General features: G+C 41.4%; 20 protein-coding genes. 9 read left to right on the forward strand and 11 right to left on the reverse strand.

The genetic code is table 11. The annotated features are described in order from the left end of the window. Positions 1 to 7 precede the first annotated feature (7 nt). From PMAN_RS17240 to PMAN_RS17255, 4 genes are all read left to right on the forward strand, one after another. Positions 8 to 847 carry a DUF417 family protein gene (locus PMAN_RS17240; protein ID WP_010556862.1) on the forward strand — a complete coding sequence of 280 codons (840 nt, stop codon included), beginning with the start codon at positions 8 to 10 and terminating at the stop codon, positions 845 to 847. Between the two features lie 15 nt (positions 848 to 862). Then, positions 863 to 1,114 (forward strand): Rho-binding antiterminator, encoded by a 252-nt coding sequence (locus tag PMAN_RS17245; protein WP_010556861.1) that lies wholly within the window; start codon positions 863 to 865, stop codon positions 1,112 to 1,114. Between the two features lie 319 nt (positions 1,115 to 1,433). Next, a complete protein-coding gene (locus PMAN_RS17250; protein ID WP_138739542.1) occupies positions 1,434 to 1,820 on the forward strand; it encodes a hypothetical protein in 387 nt (128 codons plus the stop codon). A gap of 165 nt (positions 1,821 to 1,985) precedes the next feature. Then, positions 1,986 to 2,228 carry a hypothetical protein gene (locus PMAN_RS17255; protein WP_168371060.1) on the forward strand — a complete coding sequence of 81 codons (243 nt, stop codon included), beginning with the start codon at positions 1,986 to 1,988 and terminating at the stop codon, positions 2,226 to 2,228. Between the two features lie 377 nt (positions 2,229 to 2,605). Here the strand turns inward: PMAN_RS17255 and PMAN_RS17260 are convergent, their stop codons facing one another. From PMAN_RS17260 to PMAN_RS17305, 10 genes are all read right to left on the reverse strand, one after another. Continuing rightward, positions 2,606 to 3,892 (reverse strand): allantoate amidohydrolase, encoded by a 1,287-nt coding sequence (locus PMAN_RS17260; RefSeq protein ID WP_010556858.1) that lies wholly within the window; start codon positions 3,890 to 3,892, stop codon positions 2,606 to 2,608. A 15-nt stretch (positions 3,893 to 3,907) separates the two neighbouring features. Then, entirely contained in the window at positions 3,908 to 5,137 is a 1,230-nt protein-coding gene (locus tag PMAN_RS17265) for a pyridoxal-phosphate-dependent aminotransferase family protein (RefSeq protein WP_010556857.1), read from the reverse strand. A 3-nt stretch (positions 5,138 to 5,140) separates the two neighbouring features. Beyond that, positions 5,141 to 5,965, reverse strand: coding sequence for a sulfite exporter TauE/SafE family protein (locus tag PMAN_RS17270; protein WP_010556856.1), 825 nt, complete (start codon positions 5,963 to 5,965; stop codon positions 5,141 to 5,143). An 11-nt stretch (positions 5,966 to 5,976) separates the two neighbouring features. Continuing rightward, on the reverse strand, positions 5,977 to 7,542 hold the full coding sequence (locus PMAN_RS17275; protein ID WP_010556855.1) for a gamma-glutamyltransferase family protein: 1,566 nt from the start codon (positions 7,540 to 7,542) through the stop codon (positions 5,977 to 5,979). Continuing rightward, positions 7,539 to 8,747 carry an amidase family protein gene (locus tag PMAN_RS17280; RefSeq protein ID WP_010556854.1) on the reverse strand — a complete coding sequence of 403 codons (1,209 nt, stop codon included), beginning with the start codon at positions 8,745 to 8,747 and terminating at the stop codon, positions 7,539 to 7,541. The genes PMAN_RS17275 and PMAN_RS17280 overlap by 4 nt, the downstream gene beginning before the upstream one ends. A 326-nt stretch (positions 8,748 to 9,073) precedes the next feature. Further along, positions 9,074 to 9,568, reverse strand: coding sequence for a putative 4-hydroxy-4-methyl-2-oxoglutarate aldolase (locus PMAN_RS17285; RefSeq protein ID WP_010556853.1), 495 nt, complete (start codon positions 9,566 to 9,568; stop codon positions 9,074 to 9,076). A gap of 3 nt (positions 9,569 to 9,571) precedes the next feature. Next, a complete protein-coding gene (locus PMAN_RS17290) occupies positions 9,572 to 10,225 on the reverse strand; it encodes a TetR/AcrR family transcriptional regulator (protein ID WP_010556852.1) in 654 nt (217 codons plus the stop codon). 171 nt (positions 10,226 to 10,396) lie between these two features. Next, positions 10,397 to 11,266 (reverse strand): alpha/beta hydrolase family protein, encoded by an 870-nt coding sequence (locus PMAN_RS17295; protein WP_010556851.1) that lies wholly within the window; start codon positions 11,264 to 11,266, stop codon positions 10,397 to 10,399. A 119-nt stretch (positions 11,267 to 11,385) separates the two neighbouring features. Next, a complete protein-coding gene (locus PMAN_RS17300; protein WP_375277670.1) occupies positions 11,386 to 11,847 on the reverse strand; it encodes an ankyrin repeat domain-containing protein in 462 nt (153 codons plus the stop codon). Between the two features lie 96 nt (positions 11,848 to 11,943). Then, positions 11,944 to 13,476: a catalase gene (locus PMAN_RS17305; RefSeq protein ID WP_008128553.1), complete on the reverse strand. Its 1,533-nt coding sequence runs from the start codon at positions 13,474 to 13,476 to the stop codon at positions 11,944 to 11,946. 364 nt (positions 13,477 to 13,840) lie between these two features. Here PMAN_RS17305 and PMAN_RS17310 point away from each other — a divergent pair, with 364 nt between their 5' ends. The 5 genes from PMAN_RS17310 to PMAN_RS17330 all read left to right on the forward strand — a co-directional run bounded on the left by PMAN_RS17310 (position 13,841) and on the right by PMAN_RS17330 (position 20,614). Then, positions 13,841 to 14,509 (forward strand): HAD family hydrolase, encoded by a 669-nt coding sequence (locus tag PMAN_RS17310; protein WP_010556849.1) that lies wholly within the window; start codon positions 13,841 to 13,843, stop codon positions 14,507 to 14,509. Between the two features lie 134 nt (positions 14,510 to 14,643). After that, positions 14,644 to 16,365, forward strand: a complete 1,722-nt coding sequence (locus PMAN_RS17315; RefSeq protein ID WP_010556848.1) for a purine-cytosine permease family protein — start codon at positions 14,644 to 14,646, stop codon at positions 16,363 to 16,365. Between the two features lie 40 nt (positions 16,366 to 16,405). Next, positions 16,406 to 17,926, forward strand: coding sequence for a mannitol dehydrogenase family protein (locus PMAN_RS17320; RefSeq protein WP_010556847.1), 1,521 nt, complete (start codon positions 16,406 to 16,408; stop codon positions 17,924 to 17,926). A gap of 2 nt (positions 17,927 to 17,928) precedes the next feature. Further along, positions 17,929 to 18,846 carry a carbohydrate kinase family protein gene (locus tag PMAN_RS17325; protein WP_010556846.1) on the forward strand — a complete coding sequence of 306 codons (918 nt, stop codon included), beginning with the start codon at positions 17,929 to 17,931 and terminating at the stop codon, positions 18,844 to 18,846. A 301-nt stretch (positions 18,847 to 19,147) separates the two neighbouring features. After that, the gene (locus PMAN_RS17330) at positions 19,148 to 20,614 is read left to right on the forward strand and encodes a carbon starvation CstA family protein (RefSeq protein ID WP_010556845.1); all 1,467 of its coding nucleotides are present in this window, start codon (positions 19,148 to 19,150) and stop codon (positions 20,612 to 20,614) included. A 67-nt stretch (positions 20,615 to 20,681) separates the two neighbouring features. Here PMAN_RS17330 and PMAN_RS17335 read toward each other — a convergent pair whose 3' ends face one another. Further along, positions 20,682 to 21,209 carry a TetR/AcrR family transcriptional regulator gene (locus PMAN_RS17335; RefSeq protein WP_010556844.1) on the reverse strand — a complete coding sequence of 176 codons (528 nt, stop codon included), beginning with the start codon at positions 21,207 to 21,209 and terminating at the stop codon, positions 20,682 to 20,684.

Below are 21,209 nucleotides of genomic sequence, written 5' to 3' on the forward strand. Positions count from 1 at the left end.
GCACACAATGAACTTAACACACACAAATAACGCACTCACCTTTTTACTTACACTTAGCTTTGCGTTGCTTGGTGTATCGTTTGCTTTAGGTGCAAACCCAAACACACTCATAGCGACCTTCAGCTTTTATGAACTTGATACCTTATTCAGTGTAAATACGTTAGGTTTGTTCACAGGCACCGCTATGATTGCATTGGCACTCGCCACTCTAGCTGCACATTTTAAATTACTAAAGCCTATGCCAGTAGCTGTTTTAGCGTTAATTGTTTGCATTGTGCCTTTACTTACTTTATTGGCTAGTAACCGTTGGATGGCACAGTTAGGAGGCTTTCCAATTATTGGCAGTGGGCAAGGCATTATTAAATACTTTGCTGTTATTCCTTTGTATTTATTTTTGTTTTATAAAAATAAGCTCACCGACAAACAACATGTATTTTTAAACTTTATACCGGTTGCGATGGTTTTACTGTGGATTGGCGGCATGAAATTTTATGAATTTGAAGCTAAAGCCATTGTGGGATTAGTAGAAACCTCACCGTTTATGTCGTGGTTATATACAGTATTTAGTGTGCAAGGCGCGTCAAATGTAATTGGTGGGTTTGATTTATTATTTGCAGTGTTACTCGGTGCGGGCATTTTAATTAACAATAAAAAGCTCATTATAGTGAGTGGTTTAGCATGTTTAAGTGTTTTTTTAATGACCCAAACATTTTTAATTACCGCCACCGGCGCATTGAGTTCAGGCGCGTTATTAGATCGATTAGGCCAATTTGTAATTAAAGATTTATGGTATGTAGGCAACTTAATTGTTATTGCTACTTTAATGCGACTTAAGCCAGCTAAATAATGTAAAGAGAACCTTATGATCAGTTGCAACCACTACGATTATATCGAAATTGCTTGTATGCACCATTTGAGCGTTGAGCTTGTATTAAAAAATGGTGATGCAATATGCGGGGTAGCAACTGATACAAAACGTAATGCTAATAGAGACGAATGCATAGTTGTTAACTTGAATAGCGAGCTGAAAATTATTGTGCTCACTACAATCAGCGTACTTAAAGCGCTCACTCACAACCCGTATTTTGATAATGTAAACTTTGAGGCTAATTGAACACTCTGCTGTAGCTTTATTAATAATGCTGCAAAGGCAGCGCTGTAAACCCCTGTTAAAAACAAACAATGTATACAACCCGCAACTTTTACTCTAATTCGCAACCCAACCCAATAACCTTATCAATACGGCTTTTGTATCTTATAAAAAATCACTTTTATAACCTCTAATTGCTTGTTTACATTGCAGTTATTTGGTGGGATTATTAAGCTATATTATGTGTGCCGTTTACGGCAAGCGTCATATCCTTTATTTGGAGTAGTTGTTGTTAAAGTGTAGTAAGTGCAAAACAAAAAATAGTTTTAAAACTGATTTTTGGATGTCAAAAATCGATATGGTGGGATTTCTTTTTCTTAGCCTTTGTTTATCTATTCCAATAGGTTTCTTGGCTTTTTTAGCTGAAGAGTCACAAGGTTTTGCTTATTTTATAGCTTTTTTTACATTTGTTATTGCGGTAATTGGCAAGCACTATAAGGTTGTGGCACTTTTATTTGTTGAGTTGTGTATAGATTCAGCACTCTACGAAAATGGCGCTTATGAATTTAGTTTTATGGTGGCAACAGCGTTTGTTCTGACGTTTATAAAAATTGGAAGTAAAGTGTATGGCTTCTTTTTTCAGTGCGTTAACTATAAGTTCGAATTAGATATCACCTGTGGTAAGTGTAAGAAAGTTTATAAGCAATTAAAATTACCGCAGCAGGCATAGTCACCATATATCAAGCGCATTAAAAATGGCGTTAAATGCTCTTTTGAGACTCATTCTCTGCTAATTATAGCCAAGCATCCCCGCATTATATGCGATCGTTAGCAATCATCAATCTTAGTAAGGAGCCAACATTTGAAAAAAGTTATACTCGCTGTTGCAGTTTTAATGTCGAACATTTCACATGCATCGGAAAATGCGAAAAGTATTTTTGATGAATATACGAAGTTAGGCAGTAATTTTGACGTGAAAGTTGCTTCTTTATATGCAAACGATGCCAAAATTCATTCCTATCGCGTTTACCCGCATGGTACGGAGCGTCAAATGGAAATTACGGGTGAACAGTGGAAGGTGCTTGTCCAACGTGTAATGCCATTGGCAAAAATGACAAAAGCACATTCAAAAACATAGTAATAAAGTCTGAAGGAAATGGCTACAAGATCAAGGCACACCGATATTCTGAAAATAAATGTTATACCGATTAACGCTATTATATGCTTCTAAAAAGAACGGAGAAGGGGCAGCTAGAAATTGTGGAAGAATACATGGAAACACAGCCGCAATCTGATTGCTAACCTACCTCCTAGTTACATTATTAAATAATTGACGTAAATGCGCTGTTTAAACATCAGTAATATTACAATTGAATATAAAAAGCAGGTATTTACTATTACTGCTGTAGCTGTAGCTGTAACTCATCTTGGAGATATGCGAGTAAAACCTCACAAAGTTAATCGTTAAATAGAGCAATACTTACATTTTAACCCCTGTATTACTCATTAGTTTCACTATTCTTTTAACGTTTGTGTATACAGTACAAGTGCGCTGTACATTACGCTGAGTGCTTTTGTTACATCCTCATCAATAACAGCTTCTGCTGGGTGATGGCTTATGCCGCCAGGGCTGCGTATAAATAGCATGCCAACGGGGCAAATTGGAGCGATTGCCATTGCATCGTGCCCTGCACCAGAGGCAAGTGAAGGCGATGCTTGGTTGTTGAGTTTACATGCGCTTGAAAACAAATGTTGAATAGTGGTGTCGCATGCAACGGCACCGGCTGCATGCGTCCATTGCCAATCAAGCGTTAAATCACGGCTAGTTGCAATTTGCTCCGCGCGAGTATGTATTGCATTAAGTAATACTGCTAGGTCGTCATCGTTTTGAGCACGCGCATCTAGGCTTATAGTCGTTTTACCGGCAATAACGTTTGTTGCGCCGGGGCGCGATTGTATTTGTCCTACGGTGGCAACTTCGCCATTTTTAGCATTGTTTGCTAGTTTTTCAATTTCGGTTACTAATTCAGCGCAGCCTGCTAGTGAATCCTGCCTCAAGTTCATTGGAGTTGTACCCGCGTGGCCGCTTTGACCTGTTAAAGTGATCATAGCGCGTTTGGCGCCAGCAATAGCGGTTACTACGCCTAGCGCCTGATTTACCGATTCAAGCACAGGGCCTTGCTCTATGTGGGTTTCCCAGTAACCGAGTAACTCGTTTTTGTTGAGCGCAGCTTTTGCGTAATCATCTGGGTTTAAACCAAAATCCAGCATGGCTTGGCGCATAGTAATACCGTTTGTATCTTGTATATTTAACCACTGCGGGTCAAACTCGTTTGCCAGTGCTTTTGAGCCAATTAAAGTGGTGGCAAAGCGGGTGCCTTCTTCATCACAAAAACCCACAACATCTAAATGAAAGGGTAGATCTAGCTCTAATTCATATGCAATGGCGGCTATTTCAATACCGAGTAACACCCCTAAAATGCCATCAAATGCGCCGGCATTGGGTACGGTGTCAAGGTGCGACCCTATAATTAAACGTTTAGCGTGTGGGTTTGATGATGCTAAGCGCCCCCATAAATTGCCTACTTCATCTTGCCACGATTGCATGCCTGCCTCAGCCATCCACTCGGCAGTAACGCTATTACACTCTTTGTGCTCTTTAGATAAATACACACGGTGAATGCCGCCTTGCATTTGCGATAGGCTGCTAAGTGTTTTACAACGCGCTAAGGCGCGTGCAGCAAATTTATTAGCCAGCTCGCTGTTTAATAATGGCTCATGGAGTGGGCTTGCAATCGTCATGCTAAATCCTTTTTATTATTTGTAATGGGAAAGGGCGGCAATAGCGGCTTCGCCTTTAGGGCCTTTGTAACCGTTGGCATGCAGGCAGGCATCTAGGCTTGCTAATGTTTGTAATACGGCATCTTTACGGGCGTTGTAGCCCATGGTGCCAATACGCCAAATTTTGCCATGCAGCGGCCCAAACGAGGTGCCAATTTCAATACCAAAGTCGGTTAGCATTTGTTCGCGTACATGGTCGGCGTTAATTCCTTCGGGAATATACACACCCACTACGTTGTTCATTTTATGACTAACGTCGCCAAATACGTTTAAGCCCAGCGCTTGAATGCCTGTTAGCATGGCATCGCCGTGTAATTTGTGGCGTGCTACGCAGTTATCTACGCCTTCTTCAATGACTATGCGAGCACATTCTGATGCGCAGTACAGCATGCTGGTGGCTTCGGTGTGGTGGTTAAGGCGCTCCTCCCCCCAGTAATTCATGATCATGCCTAAATCAAAGTAGTTAGAGCGTACAAATGGCTCGGTGCCGTCGGTATGCTCTGCGGTGCGGATCCCCGCTTCTACTTTTTTGCGTTTTTGGATCCAATCGGCGCATTTATCGCTCAGTGTTAAAGGGGCAGAGCCAGACGGGCCACCTAAACATTTTTGCAAACCAACCGACAGTGCATCGAGTTTCCACTCATCGGCGGGTAAATCGTTACCCACAATTGAGGCGGTGGCATCGCAGTAAAATAATACATCGTGCTTTTGGCAAATATCACCAATGTGTTCAAGCGGCTGGTTCATGGTTGTTGAAGTATCGCCTTGCACCATGGCAAGTACATGGGGTTTTACATCAACAATGGCTTTTTCTATTTGTTCGGGGGTAAATACTTCGCCCCAGGGTACGTCTATGGTGTGTACCTTTGCGCCTACGCGCTCGGCTATTTCAACAAGCAAGTGGCCAAAGCGGCCCATTATGGGCACCAGTACTTTATCGCCAGGGCGTAAAATAGAGCACAATACGGCTTCTATGCCTGCGCGTGATGTGCCGTCAACTAACATGGTCCATTCGTTTTTGGTTTTAAATATTTCGCGATAGCGGGCCATGGTTTCATTCATAAAACCAGTCATTACTGGGTCGTATTGACCAATTAGCTGCGCCGACATAGCACGCAGTACGCGTGGATCTGCGTTAATTGGCCCAGGCCCCATGAGTAAACGCTGTGGCGGGTTTAAAGTTTGAATTTGCGTGTTGCTAAACATGTTTTAGGCTCCGATTGTCTGAATAAGCATGCGAATGCCCGTTATCATTAATACAACGGCAAAGGCGCGTTTTAATTGTTTTTGATCCAGCTTGCTACCAATTTTTACGCCAATAGGCGCAAACAAAATAGTAAGTGGAATAATAAGTAAAAAGGCAGGGAGGTTAACTAACCCCCACGTACCTAGGGGAGCATCGGTTGGCGTTGTGCCAATACTTAATAAGGTAATTACGCCAGGTAGCGCAATCAATAAGCCAAATACAGCTGCTGTGCCTACGGCAACATGGGCACGTACGTTAAATGCACTAAGCATGGGCACGCCAATTGTGCCGCCGCCTATGCCTATCATGACCGATAAGCCACCAACAATACTTGCCATTATGCCTTGGCCAAATTTACCTGGTAACTTACTTACAAGGGCAGGGGCGCCGGCTCTAAATAACATGTTAAGGCTAACTAAAATAGCAATACACGCAAACATAAGTACCAGTGCATTACCACGTATTGAGTGCGCTAAGTAGCTGCCTACAACGGCCATTACTAAAATAAACGGCGCCCAGTATTTAATTAAAGCAAGGTCAATGTTTCCCTTTGCATGGTGCGAGCGAATAGATGAAATAGACGTAGGCACTATGGTGGCAAGCGATGTCGCGGTGGCTATCATCATGGCCGACTCAGGGCTTACGCCAAAGCCTTGCAGCAAAAAGTACAGCACAGGCACGATAACAATACCGCCGCCTACGCCAAAAAGTCCTGCTAAAATTCCGGCAAAAATCCCAGTTGCTATTAAGGCCACAATAATTGGCCATTGGTTTATTATTTCTGTCATGTGTGTTCCTACTACGTTGATGAAACAGTTGCACGGCCATCAGAGCGAGGATCCGTTGCAGCTTCAAGGGTTGTAGGTGTATCTAAAATAGCACCTGCGTGACCCATCATTTCGTTATTGTCCTCTACACTTACCCAGTCGTGGCCACGTTTATTTAATTCATTGTCTATTTGGGCAGCGAGGCTGTGTTCTATTTTTAAATTTGTGCTGGTGTCGCCCCATGTGCGGCCCAGTAACCAGCGCGGATCGCTTACCGCTTGGTTAATTGATTTATTTCGCCACGCGTATCCGGCAAATACAGCGGCTTGAGTTTGTGGTTGGCCTTCACCACCCATAGTGCCGTAGGCAAGGCGTCTGCCATCGTCAAACTTAGCCATAGCCGGGTTAAGGGTATGTGCTGGGCGTTTATTTGGCGCTAGTGCATTGGTATCTTTAGTGTTTAAGCTAAAACTTAGCCCGCGGTTATTCCATACAAACCCGCCTTCACTCATGAGTATGCCGCTACCAAATTCCCAGTAAATACTTTGAATAAAGCTCACTAGTTGGCCGTTTTTATCGCGTGCTGCCATCCAAACTGTATCGCCGGGCTGGGCATCAAACGGCCATTTTTTGGCGGTATTCATATCAATATTGTTGGCAAGCTCGGTTAAGCGCTCATCAGTTAATGCGTTTTTATAATCATCGCCAAGCGCTTTAGGGTCGGCCCAAAGCGTTGGGCGGTGCGTAAAGCTTTGCTTGGTGGCTTCTACAATTAAGTGGGTCCAATCGGCTTCGGTGTTAGCGGTGTGTTTTAGCTTATTAACGGTACCAATTATTTGTAGCGAATGTACGCCTTGAGTAGGTGCAGGTAAGTTGTAGCAATTAATACCCGACAAATTAGCATTTAGCGGGCTTACTACATCGGCTTGCGTGTTGGCAATATCATTTGGGGTAATAATACTACCAGCTTTGGCTAAGTCGGCTGCAAACGAGTCGGCAAGTTCGCCTTCATAAAATGCATTTAAGCCATGTTTAGCTAAATGCTCAAAGGTATCGGCAAGTTTTGGGTTTTTAAAATGTTGGCCTGCTTGTAACGGTTTGCCATTTGGGATGTATAGTGCTTTAAATGCATCATTTGTATTGGTAACCGTCGCGAGTTTTTCGCAGCCTGCTTGCAAGCTTTTGGTAACAGTAAACCCTTCGCGGGCAAGTTTGATAGCTGGGGCTAAAATAGTACTTAGCGAAAGGGCTGCGTACTCATCTAATTCAAGGGCTTTTTGCCAGCCTTGAAGTGTAGCCGCTTGAGTCAATGCGCTTAAACCGCCACGCTCTGGTATTTGTTGCTCATTGCTGTAGGCGCTGATGTCGTTTGGTGCACGCCCGCATGCATCAATTGCGGTGGGTGTGCTTTGGTTTGGGTTATCAATAAGCCAAAAGCTATCGCCACCAATCGAGTTCATATGTGGGTAAACCACGCTAATAGCAGCGGCGGCCGCAACCATTGCCTCAGTGGCTGTACCGCCTTGTTTTAGTATAAAGGTGCCTGCCTCGGTCGCTGAGAAGTGCGGGGCCGTAAAGGCAATGTTGTGTGCGTTCATGTGAGAGTTTCCTGTTTAAAATATGCAGCTAGTTGTGTTGCGCAGGCAAGTAAGCTTTTATCGTTATTGTGGCTCATCATGAGTGAAAACCCATATGGATGGCCATTTGCTAGATTAGCTATTGGTAAGTGAACTTGCGCCGAGCGGCTCAAGCCCGCAATAGCCGATAGCGTAATTATTTGCATGCGTAAGGCGCTTGTGTCGGCGCCCAATTTAGGTGCGGTTGTTGGGGTTGTTGGCAAAAATAAGCAGCTAGTTGAATTTAGGTTTTTAGCAATTAATGTTTGCCATTGGATTTGAACGTTAAGTGCTTCTTTTTCTTCTTGGGCGGTTAGTGCCAATGCCATTTTAAAACGGGCCGCAATTGCCGGAGTAAACTGGGGAGGGGGCTCCGGCAACTGAAGCCAATCTTTGTGCGCTTTAGCAATAGCACGTCCTTGCAATATTCTAAAACTATCAGCGAGTTCGCTTAATAAGCTGATGTTAGGTAGTTCAAATTCTTTGTGGTGTTTAAAAAAAGGTTTGGTTTTTTTAAGCAGTTGTTTAAGTGGTGCTTGTAAAGCTGGGCTGACTAGCTCAAATAAGGGCTCACAAATAACCAAGGTATTTACACTATTAATAGCTTGGTTTGGTAACAATACATTGCCTACTTTTTCTAATAGTTCTGCGCTTTGGGTAAGCCAACCAATGGTATCAAAAGGGGGAGCTAGCGGAATTAGGCCATCTTTTTCAATTACGTTATGGCTTGGCCTAATACCAAATAAACCGCAATAACTTGCGGGGATTCTAATAGAGCCTCCGGTATCGGTGCCCAACCCGATGTCAGCTAAATTGCCGGCTACTGCGGCGGCCGATCCCATACTAGAACCACCGCATGCATGCCCTTTTATTTTGGGGTTTTGTGCTGCGCCATAGTGAGTATTATTACCTTCTAAGCTATAGGCAAGCTCGTCGGTATGGGTAAAACCTTTAAAAATACAGCCAGTATCCATTAATTTGTTAACACTACTTGCTGTTTGCTGGGCAGGTTTTGCTGCTTTAAACCAGCTAGGGTTACCTGCGCTGTTGCGCTCGCCTTTAACTGCAAATACATCTTTTACGGCTAGGCGCATAGTGCTTAGTGTGCCCGTTTGACTTGATTGCCAATTACTGGGTCCATGGTCACAAAATATACCTGTGTTTTTAGTTTTTAATTGCGTGTTCATTTTGTAACCCATCTACATAAAACTGACCAAATGGTTATTTACTAATTTTAAATTGAGTAAAAGAGAATAGTGTTGTTATTTTTTTAGCTCTCTACGTAATATCTTATTTTTATTAACTGAGCACTAATTGTACTTTGCATCGGTGGTTGTGGTTTTAGCGAACTTAATACAAGCAAAACAAATGCCAAAAGTAAATTCCTGTCCGATTGGTCAGGTTTTTGGGCGTTGCAGAGAGGGATTTATAATTTTTAAGTTATAAAGTGGGTGTTTTTAACCGCAAAACAAACCAACTTGGTGCATTGTTGCACCAAACTGGTTGTTATTATTTACACGAATTTATTAAATAAGGGGGCTTTACTAATTATTAGGCCATTAACGTCGCCATACAGCCAATCGTTTGGTGCTATTGCGGTACCCAGCATATTAATAACTTGGTCTTGATCGCCAAAACCGCGCTTAAGTGTGCTACGAGGGGTTGAACCAATCGCCATTACAGGTAAATCCATTGTTGCAAGTATTTCTATATCGCGGCAACAACCATTTATTACAACACCTTCCCAGCCATTTTGTAGCGCGCGTTCGGCCATAATGTCGCCAATAAAAGCAAAACGTTTGCTAGCAAACCCATCAATTACTAACACTTTCCCTTTACCATCTTGATGAAGAACATCGGCGGCAAACGAGTTGTCTTCTGGGCAGGTTACCGTTACTGCTTGGCCACTAAAGGTGGTTTTTTTACCAAAGTGGCGCAAGCCACTATCTGCTACTTGAACCGAGTTGCGGTGATCGTCGAATAGGTCGGGGGTTGTAAAGTTTTCCATGTGTTAGGCCTCGTTTGGGGCGGGTATTTTTAAGCCAATACCTTTTAAAATTATGTGGGCAATTGATTGTGTTATTTGTGCCACGTCGGTTTCGTCATATTCTAATTTATTCATAACTAGCAGTACTTCTGCTTGAAAGTCTGCGTAGTATTGTGTTGTTGACCAAATAGTAAATAAAAGGTGATGGGGATCCACTTGGTCTATTTTTTTTGCGTCCATCCAGGATTGAAACACATCAATTTTTTGTTTAACCCAAGGCCGTGTATTTGTTCTAAAGTAGTTTTGTAAATAGGGGGCGCCACGCAAAATTTCATTGGCAAATAAACGAGATTGAAGAGGTTGGTTTACGGCAAGTATTACTTTACTTTTTATGTAGTTATAAAGCACTGTTGCGGGGTCGTCTTCAGCGGTGACGTTATCAAGGCCTAAGTTCCAATTTGCTATTATTCTGTCTATTACCGCTTCGTAAAGGCCATCTTTGCTTTTAAAGTAATACAGTATGTTAGCTTTTGGAACGCTAGCCTCTTTTGCAACCATGCTCATGCTTGCGCCGTCATACCCATTAAGAGAAAATAATTGCTCGGCGGCATTTAATATGAGCAGTTGGTTTTTTTCCCGAGTGACTTCTTTTTTATTTGGTTTTATTTGTGTGGTCATTATTGATTGTGCGTGTTTAACGTGTTGATTGATTGTAGCTTTACTGACCGAAAGGTCAATTACTAAAGTGGCTTTAAATTTAACAGCACGTAAATATGCTTAGGTATGCAGAGGTTAGATGGAGTTAGCAGGTGTGTGTTTAGCGTATAGGGAGCTAAACACACCATGGTGTTAAATACTATGTTTGTTTAGCCAGTCTAGTGCTAAAGGCCATAAAGCGGCAGACCTTTTACTAAAAAACTTCATGTGGCCAATATCTTTCAGGTTATATTCACTGGGCGTTAAATGTAGCGTTTGTGCGTTAAGTTTTGGAAAAACAGAAAGCATATCAGCAACATTATCGTTATTTGCTATATCATCATCGCTGGCATTAATCCAAAGCGAAGGCATGGCTAGTTCATTATAAAAATGTTGAAATACTGTATTGCCAAATGCTGATTTAACATACCCTTGTGCGTTACACCATTTTTGCCACTGTTGAGCTACGCCTTTAGGTAAAGGCTCGCCCATACCAAACCATTGTGATTTAGTATGGCCAAATAGTGCATTACTCACCGGAATAACCCCATTCATAAAAAAGTGTGCTTTTACCTGATACGCTAAGCGCATATTGGTTAACTTGCCCGACGAACACGCAAAGTTGAACAGTGAGCTGAGTTGAGTGGCATTGTGCATTAAACCTACTAGCTGCCCGCCGGCACTGTGACCTATCAAATGGTAGTGGGTATTCGGAAATGTTTTTTGAAGTTGTTCTAGCACTGCGGGCATATCCTGCTCGCCCCACGATTGCAAATTCGCTTTACTATTTTTAATGCTGCCTTTAAGTGATTGGCCTATCCCGCTGTTGTCAAACGTAATAACGGCAAATCCATTTTGCTGCAAGTAAGTAGCAAAGTTTGCATAAAACTGCTGCTTAATCCCCGTTGCAGGTGCAATCATTACTGCGCCTTTTATGGTGTCTTCTGGTTTAAATACATGCGCGCTTAATGTTTGCCTGTTATTGCAGGTAATAGTGATGTGATCAAAGTGTGGTGTGGCCATTAGAGTTATTATTTTCCATATAAAGTACACAGGTGAAAAGAATAGCTGGTTAGACCAGTAGAGGCAATAATACTATTTTTCCCGTGTTCATGTCCTAATGGCAAAAAATCAAAAACAAGCTATTTTGCGTCACTATTCACCTGCGCTAGTAAGTCGAGTACTTTTTGTTGACCAAAAGTTTGTGCAAATTGCTCTGCTGTTTGGCCAGCTTTGTTTTGATGGGCGTTATCGCAATCAAGGCTGACAAGTGTTTTAGCTATACTAAATTCGCCTCTAAATATAGCGGCCATTAGGGCCGTATTACCACGCTTATCTTCAAGGCAGGCATTAGCGCCTAACTGTAAAAGCGTGTTAACTGTGCTTTTATTACCGTGATAAGTGGCAATCATTAGCGCGGTGTAACCTTTGTTGTTGTAACTATTAATAGGAATGCCTGCATCAACAAACTGCGTTATTACGGCGGTGTCGTCAGTACGTGCGGCAGCAAAGTAATATGCAAGTAAGCTGTCGTATTGTGCTTGTGCGGTTGTTGGCTCATTCACAGTATTTTGTTGTTCATTACCAAGGCTTGAAAAGCTCATTACTAAAGTAAATATAATAAGGAATTTACGCATACGGTTTACCTTTTAAAAAAAGAGGAAGGAGAGTCGATCCTTCCTCTTGGTTGGGTAAAATTATTAAAGTTTAGCGGCTAATTGTTTAACCATTTTAATATCGCCATTTACGGCTTTAGTTAAACGTGTACCGTACTCGCTGTCGGCTTTGTAGAAGTAGCTGAGCATTTTGTGCTTTACTTTGCTGTCTTTCACTTTGCCTAAATCGCCAGCTAAGTTGTCAACTAAGTTAGTACGCTCTTGCTTACTAAAGCCACGGTAAAGTACGCCAGCTTGTGCGAAGTTTTGCTGCTTTTTAATCGCGGCTTGTTGTACAAAACCTTTAAGTTCAGTGTTACTTCTACGTGCAATTGGGTTTTCTGCTACGTTTTCGTGACTTGGTTGGTAGTTCACATTACTTGTTGTATTACCGTAGTTCATTGCGCCGTCTTGGTTGTAGTTAACAACATCAACTTTTGCGCGGTTAATTGGCAATTGTTGGTGGTTAGCACCTAAGCGGTACATTTGTGTATCTGAGTATGAAAACACACGCCCTTGTAATAGTCTGTCTTCAGATGGCTCAATACCCGGGATTACATTTGCCGGTGCCATTGCAACTTGTTCTGTAGATTGAAAGAAGTTAGTTGGCATACGGTTTAAGGTCATTGTACCCACTTTTGTTTCTTTAACGTCTAACCACATTTTTGTTGCATCTAATGGGTTGTAATCAAAGTCATCTAACTGCGATGGGTCAAGTGTTTTAATGTATAGGTCCCACTTAGGGAAGTTGCCTTTACCAATTTCGGTGTACAGGTCGCGTGTTAAGTGTTGAAAATCTTTTCCTTGTACTTCGGCTACTTCTTTTGAATCTAGGTTGTCGATACCTTGTTGGCTTACCCAATGAAACTTAACGTATTTAACATCGCCTGATTTATTAATCATTTTATATGCATGCACGCCCCAACCATCCATTTTACGTAAGCTTGCTGGTGTACCGTAGTCGCTGTATACCCACGTTAACATGTGAGTAGAGCCCGGCTCGTACGAGAAAAACTCAAATAAACGGTTAGGATCTTGAATGTTATCTACCGGAGATGGCTTTAACGAGTGAACCATATCTGGGAATTTAATCGCGTCACGGATAAAGAACACAGGTAAGTTGTTACCTACTAAATCCCAGTTACCTTGGTCTGTGTAAAATTTTGTAGCAAAACCACGAGGATCACGCAGCGTTTCAGGACTACCTTTTGAGTGAATTACTGATGAAAAACGAACAAATACGTCTGTTTCTTTACCTGCTTCTGCAAATGGCGCCGCAATTGTTAAATCGTCTAGTTCTTTTGAGGCTACAAACACGCCGTGTGCGCCAGTTCCTCGCGCATGCACTACACGTTCAGGGATACGCTCGCGTGCAAAACGTTGCAGCTTTTGAATTAGGTGTACGTCTTCAAGCAATACACTGCCGCGCTCACCGGCGGTCATTGAGTTTTGATTATCGCCAACAGCTGCGCCGTTGTCTTTTGTAAGAGTGGTAACCGCACTTGCAGGTAATGCCACTGCAAGGGCTAATGCGCTTAAAGTTAATTTAGTTTTTGTTGTGTTTATTTGAGTTTTCATTGTCGACCTCATTATTTAAAAGTGCCGGCAGTGTTGCTGGCTGTTTAACTGTTAACGAGTGTATGGGTTAAATTTATTTCGGTAAAATTGATTGTTTAGATTGCAATAATCAAAAAAGTAGATTGTCATCTGCAGTAAATACACTTGTTGTGAATACGGCATGCGATTTTAGTCGTAACAGCTAAAATCAAAACTAATGAAAATCAACAGCTTTTTTATTGAGGTGTTGATTATTTGAACTATGTGGCGGGTTTTTAAGTTCACAACGTGTTGACATATTATAATAATAAAGAGAATATGCTCAATCTCTGGGCTTATGCTCAGGTCTGTGTTTGCATAAAACTAAATGCAATAAGGTAAAAAAATGAACCCTAAAATTGAACTGGTTATTTTTGACTGTGATGGCGTTGTAATTGACAGCGAAGTTTTAAGTGCGCAAGTGCTCATCGATATGCTTGTTGATAAAGCGGTGTTTATTGACCGTGCTTATGTACAAGAACATTTTTTAGGGTGCAATTTTAAAGCGGTTACTCAAAAGATAGCTGATGCTTTTAATGTTGAATTGCCAGAGCGATTTGAAGCTGATTATAGAAATGCACTTTTACATGAGTTTGAAACAGCCCTAATGCCCACAGATGGCATTAAAGAGGTATTGGCTAATTTAGCTACACCTAGCTGTATAGCAACTAGTAGTAGCCCTGCACGAACAGAAAAAGCATTAAGCGTAGTTAAATTGAGTCATTATTTTGATGAGGTGTTTACTTCAAGTGAAGTAAAAAATGGCAAACCTGCGCCGGATTTATTTTTACACGCCGCTAAAAAAATGGGGGTCAACCCAGCCCATTGCTTGGTAATAGAAGACTCTATAGCGGGCGTGAGTGCGGCGCTTGCCGCAAACATGCAAGTACTTCATTACAGCGGTGGAGGGCATATGCAAGGAGCTGTTAATTTTGTTCACAAGGCATACCCCGAGGTTGCTCATTTAACAGATTGGAAAGCGTTTTATGAAATGTATCCAACCCTAAAAATATAAAAACAGCGTTGATTTAGTCCCACACTGACATGAATGACGTTGTTTAAGAATTTTCGAGGTTGTGTGCGTAGCCGCACACACAACTAAATGCACGTTTTTGTGATTATTATCGTGTTAAAACAATAGGAAGTACCATGGCAACGAGTCCACACACACACACATTTAAAGATGTAAACGAAGAGCAACTACCCGTTGCTAATAATAAGCTTCATGGTTGGAAGCATTTTGCCGGTTTATACGCGGGTGAGCATGTTGCAGCCACTGAGTTTGTTATTGGTGCAACATTTGTTGCACTGGGTGCGTCAACAATCGACATTTTACTAGGTTTATTAATTGGTAATTTACTAGCAATGTGTTCTTGGTGGCTAATTACAGCGCCAATTGCAGTAGAGACGCGTTTAAGTTTATATAATTATTTGAACAAAATTGCTGGTAACTCAATGACTAAGCTCTATAACTGGGCTAACGTCATTATTTTTAGTGTTATATCGGCTGCGATGATTACGGTATCGTCCACTGCGGTTCGATTTTTATTTGATATTCCTGCACAGTTAGATTGGTACCCAAATAGTTTAGCGTTTGTGGGTATTGTTTTAGCCGTTGGCTCTATTGTTGTATTTGTGGCTATGTATGGTTTTTCTACTGTAGCTGACTTTTCTAAAATTTGTGCACCCTGGCTATTTGTTATTTTTATAGCGGGCTCGTTTGCACTTTTCCCTGAACTTTCAAATCATGTAATTGGGTCAACCACGTTAACCAGCTTTAGTGACTTTATGACCATTGGCGACTCATCCATATGGACCGGTACGAACGCAGAAGGGGAGCAGGGAATTGGCCTACTTCAGGTAATTGGTTTTGCCTGGGCTGCTAACTCTATTACTCACTTTGGTTTAATTGATATGGCGATTTTTAGATTCGCCAAGCGCAAAAGCTATGGTTTGTTCTCAGGCGTAGGCATGTTTTTTGGTCATTACTTAGCGTGGATCTCTGCCGGTATTATGGGTGCAGGTGTTGCGGTATTACTTAAAACAACTATTTCATCACTCGATCCGGGCGATGTGGCTTACCACGCATTAGGTTGGACTGGGTTTGTTATTGTAATTATTGCCGGTTGGACTACTGCTAACGCAAACCTTTATCGTGCGGGGCTTGCGGCGCAATCTATTTTTGTAAACCACTCTCGTGAGCGCACTACCGCTATTGTAGGGATTGTGACCGTAGTTATTGCATGTTTCCCGTTCGTATTTTCTCAAATGCTACCTTTACTTACTTATGCTGGCTTATTGGTTGTGCCTGTTGGGGCGATTGTATTTGCCGAGCATGTATTATTTCCTAAAATTGGCTTAACGCGCTACTGGGCTAAATACAAAAACATAACTCGAAGTGTGCCGGCCATTGCGTCTTGGGCGTTAGCGTTAGTGTTTGGCTTTGGTCTAAATGCGCTAGATGTTATGTCGTTTTATTACTTATTTATACCTACCTGGTTTTTTACCATTGTTGTTTACACGCTGTTAGCGAAAAAGTATGGCGCTGGTGAAGACTACAAACAACATATAGCTGCCGAGGAACAAGAGCAACGTGATATTAAAGCGTATCAAGCAGCGCAGGCGAAAGACATTCCAAAACCTGTAGTTGATGGTTCTATGTTTACTAAAGTGCTTAATGCGGTTTCGACTATTTCACTTGTCATTATTTGTATATTTGCAAGCCAAGTCATGTTTTTTAGCGACACAATGAGCATATATAGCGCAAACAAATTGCAGTTTGAGATAGCGTGTTTCATCTGTACGGTTATCTATTTTGTTACCGCTTATTGGTCATTAAAACGCCATAAAGCGCTCAATGCTGCATTGTAATTTACACGTTTTTTAATTTTTGTTTTAGTAAGGCCGCACCATGACACAACATCACACTAATGCCCATGTTAAAGGGCTAAACCAACAAAGTTTGGCATATATGCCAAGCCATGTAGACACCCCTAGCTACGACCGCAGTAAAGTAAAAGCAGGTATAGTTCACATTGGCGTTGGCGGTTTTCACCGTGCTCACCAAGCCATGTATATTAATGAGTTATTAAAAACGCCAGGTTCTGAGCAATGGGGTATTTGTGGTGTAGGCTTGCTTGAAGCAAATCGTGGACTTCGCGATGTATTAAAGCAGCAAGACTACCTTTACACATTAACGGTAAGACACCCAAATGGGACAATAGACAATACCGTTATAGGTTCTATGATTGATTTTTTGTTTGCGCCTGAAAACAAACAAGCTGTTATTAATAAGCTCGCACACCCTGATACTAAAATTGTGTCTTTAACTATTACTGAAGGCGGATACAACTTTAATCCAGTAACGGGTGAGTTTGATTATGCAAACCCAGACATAATTAACGACATTAATAATCCAAACGATCCTATTACTGCATTTGGATATATAGCAGCTGCGTTGAAGCTACGTAAAGAACAAGGCCTTAATGCGTTTACAGTACAGTCGTGCGATAACATTCAACATAATGGCAATGTAACGCGCAAAATGTTACTCGCTTTTGCCGCAGAGCAAGATGCAGCATTAAGTGAATGGATTGCTGCTAATGTAATGTTTCCCAATGCTATGGTAGACCGAATTACGCCAGTATCTAAACAAAGTGATATTGACTACGTTGTTGATGCTTACGGTGTTAGCGATGAATGGCCAATAACGTGTGAATCGTTTACACAATGGGTAATTGAAGATTCATTTTGTGACGGGCGGCCAAATTGGGATAACGCTGGTGCTCAATTTGTAAAAGATGTAACCCCTTTTGAAACCATGAAAATTCGCTTATTAAATGCAGGCCACTCAGTACTGGGTTTACTGGGGTCTGTACATGGCTATGGCACAATTGACGAAACAGTATCAGATCCTTTATTTGCAAAGTACTTACGTGCGTTTATGGATAAAGAAGTAACGCCTAACCTAGAGCAATTAGAAGGCATTGATCTTGAAATCTACAAAGACACACTTATTGAGCGTTTTGCAAACCCTAATATTAAAGACAGCTTATCGCGTATTTGTTCGGAGAGTGCAGCTAAACTACCTAAGTTTTTAATTGCCACTATTAACGAAAACCTAGCGCAAGGGCGAGATGTATCACTAGCTACACTCGTTATTGCTGCATGGTGTTTTTATAGCGACAAAGGGGAAGATGAGCAAGGCAATACGCTTGAAGTAATTGATGCAATGCAAAGCGAGCTTCATGAAGCTGCTGCTAAAACGACGACTGATAACCTTGCATTTTTATCGCTAACAAGCTTATTTGGCGATTTAAACACGCAAAGCGCCTTTACGTCTCACTACAAAAACAATGTAGACGCGTTATACGCACCAGCAAGCAAAATAAAAGCAATTATGAAAAACGTGCTTGAGCCTAAAGGTAACTAATAATGAGCATTTTAATTGATTCTAAACAAGGTAAAGACGTAAGCGTAAGTTGTTTTGGCGAAGTGCTATGGGATTGTTTTGCAACAGGTAAACGCTTAGGTGGTGCACCATTAAACATGTGTGTGCGCATTAACTCATTAGGTATTAAAGCCGACATGATAAGCGCAGTAGGTAACGATGAATTAGGTACTGAGCTTCTTGGCGAAATTAAAGCAAAAGGCGTTAGTTGCGATTATATTGCCGTTAATAACGACAAAAAGACCAGCACAGTACAAGTTACTTTAGACAAAAGCGGTTCAGCCAGCTACGAAATAGTCGCTGATACGGCATGGGACAACATTACTCTTACTGATTCACTTATTGAAAAAGTAAAAGCCAGTGATGTATTTGTATTTGGCAGCCTAATTGGCCGCAGTGAAGCTTCACTTGCTACGCTAAACCAGCTAGTTGATGTAGCTAACTTTAAAGTGTTTGACGTAAATTTACGCGCCCCGCATTACACATTAGACACGCTAGTAGATTTAATGAATAAAGCAGATTTTATCAAGTTAAACGATGAAGAGCTTTACGAAATTGCCAAAGCAATGGGGTGTAAGTTCCATTCGCTTGAGCAAAATCTAGCGTTTATTGCAGAGCAAACTAACACTGAATATTTATGTGTAACCAAAGGCAGTCACGGCGCACTGTTAACGGTTAAGGGCCAAAATTATTACAATTCAGGCTATTTAATTAGTGTTGTAGACACAGTGGGCGCTGGGGATTCATTCTTAGGTTCATTGATATATCAATTATGTAGCAGCGATTGTGCTCAGCATGCGGTTGATTTTGCCTGTGCGGTAGGGGCTATGGTTGCAGAAAGTGCAGGTGCTACACCTACATTGACTCATGAAAAAATTAACGAATTTATGCGTCCTCTTTAAAAAAATTGTGTGTTGAAAGCGGCTTAAGCAATATGCTTAGCCGCTTTTTTTTGCCTAAAAATAGTGTGGTAAACATACATTTTGAACGTTTAAACAGCGGTATTCGTCAGGTTTCTAAACGGGTTATCAAATTACTTTATAAATTGAACAAGTCATGAACGATTGCGACTAAGGTATTAGCTAAACGTCTAATTGTCTGTAAAAAATAGCTTTGATATTGTTCCAAAGTTATTAAGTCACCTTTATGCGAAGCGATACACACTGCGCTTCTAAATACACATACAAAAGAGAAACGTGCTTTATGATTATCTTTTTTATTTGCCTCACTATATTAATTTTGGGATATAAGTTTTATAGCCCATTTGTAGAAAAACAAGCAGGCATGGATTCAACGGTTGATACACCACAAAAACGCTTTAGTGAAGGTGTTGATTACGTGGCTATTCACCCTGTTCGTGCTTTTTTAATTCAATTTTTAAATATTGCGGGTGTGGGTCCAATTTTTGGCCCTATACTGGGCGCTTTATATGGTCCGGTTGCGCTTGTATGGATTGTGTTAGGAAATGTATTAGGTGGCGCTGTACACGACTTTTTCTCAGGTGTAATGAGTATAAAAGAAGACGGTAAAAGCTTACCTGAAATAGCTGGTCACTATTACAATGTTGTATTTAAAGGCTTTATGCTTATTTTCACCGCAATGCTGTTATTTTTTGTTGGTGTAGTATTCATAATGAGCCCAGCGGGTTTACTTAGTAACTTAAATTTATTTGAAGGTACATTTTTAGCCAATAACACTTTTTGGGTATTGGCTATTTTGGCTTATTACTTTTTAGCGACGCTGTTACCAATTGATAAGATCATTACACGTTTTTACCCTATTTTTGGTTTGTTAATGATTGTTATGACAGTCGCTGTTGCCGTGTCGTTACTAATTAACGCGCCACATTTACCGGTTGCTGGCGACTTTTTGGCGTATTTTGAAGCCGATCACGCGCATGACTTTTTAGCACCAAACCCGGACGGGTTACCAACTTGGCCCCTATTATTCATAACCATTACCTGTGGTGCTATTAGTGGTTTTCATTCAACGCAAGCACCTATTATTGCTCGTTGCTTAACAAACGAAAAATATGTACGCCCGGTGTACTACGGTGCCATGATGTGTGAAGGCATTGTTGGTTGTGTTTGGGCATTGGCTGGTATTGCGGCTTTCCCTGAAGGTTATGCTGGTTTAAAAGCAATGCTTGATCAAGGTGGTCCAGGCTTAGTTGTAAACCATATTGCAAATAGTTACTTAGGTGTATTTGGCGGTATTATGGCAATTATTGCGGTTGCTGTTTTCCCTATTACCTCAGGCGACACCGCATTTCGTTCACTGCGCTTAACGGTAGTTGATGCCTTTAATATTCCGCAAAGTATACGTAATCGCCTGTTGTTGGCTTTACCTATTCTAACTATTGCTTACTTTATGACCAAATTGGATTTTTCATTAATTTGGCGTTACTTTGCGTTTTCAAATATGTTGCTTTCTACCAGTGTACTATGGCTTGCTACTAAGTATTTGTTTGACCGTGGCACCTTTCATTGGATTGCGAGTATACCTGCGGTTATTGCAACGGCTGTGACCTTGTCGTATATCACAACAGCTGCAATTGGTTTTAACTTATCGAGCGATTTAGGTAAACCTATCGGTGCAGGGGTCGCGGTGATTGGTCTGATCATACTTGCCATTGTGCATGCTAAGCATAAAGCGAGCCCTGCAGTTTAAATAATTTCCGTGTAAAACTAAAAAGCGAGCTAATTAAGCTCGCTTTTTTATTCGTCAAATCGTCTGGTTAAATACTGTCTCGCGTTGCTAAATCAAAGTAGCTGTGATCGTCGAGTGTTTTACTGATCATCATCGCACCCTCAAGCATACTTACCGTTTGAATAGCTGCTTTTTGTGGGTTTATTTCACCGTTGACCGAATGCGCTGCGCTTAGCCAGGTTAAATTTTGAGTGAAAAAGCGCTTTACTTCTTCACGTACTTTTTCAGGTAAGCTGTCACTCTCGGCGCCAAGTAAACCGCATAAGCACATTTTTTTATCGGTCACCAATGCGCCTCTAAATAGCGACGTATAAAAGTCGATAGGGTTTTTACCTTGCGCTTTTAACTCAGCGGGCTCCCCTAATGAAAGCAAAAACGCATCAGTATATTGATGTGCAAGCTCTGCACCTAAGTCGGCTTTAGTAGGGAAGTGATAATGTACACTGGCGCTTTTTATACCTACTTCGTTAGCAAGTTCTCTAAAGCTAAAATTGCTGTATCCGCCTAGGCGTACTCTATTCTCTGCCGCTTTGAGTAGGGCCTCTTTTTTGCTCAT

Origin of the sequence: Pseudoalteromonas marina (assembly GCF_000238335.3) — a bacterium.
In the GTDB taxonomy this organism is placed as follows: Bacteria; Pseudomonadota; Gammaproteobacteria; order Enterobacterales; family Alteromonadaceae; genus Pseudoalteromonas; species Pseudoalteromonas marina.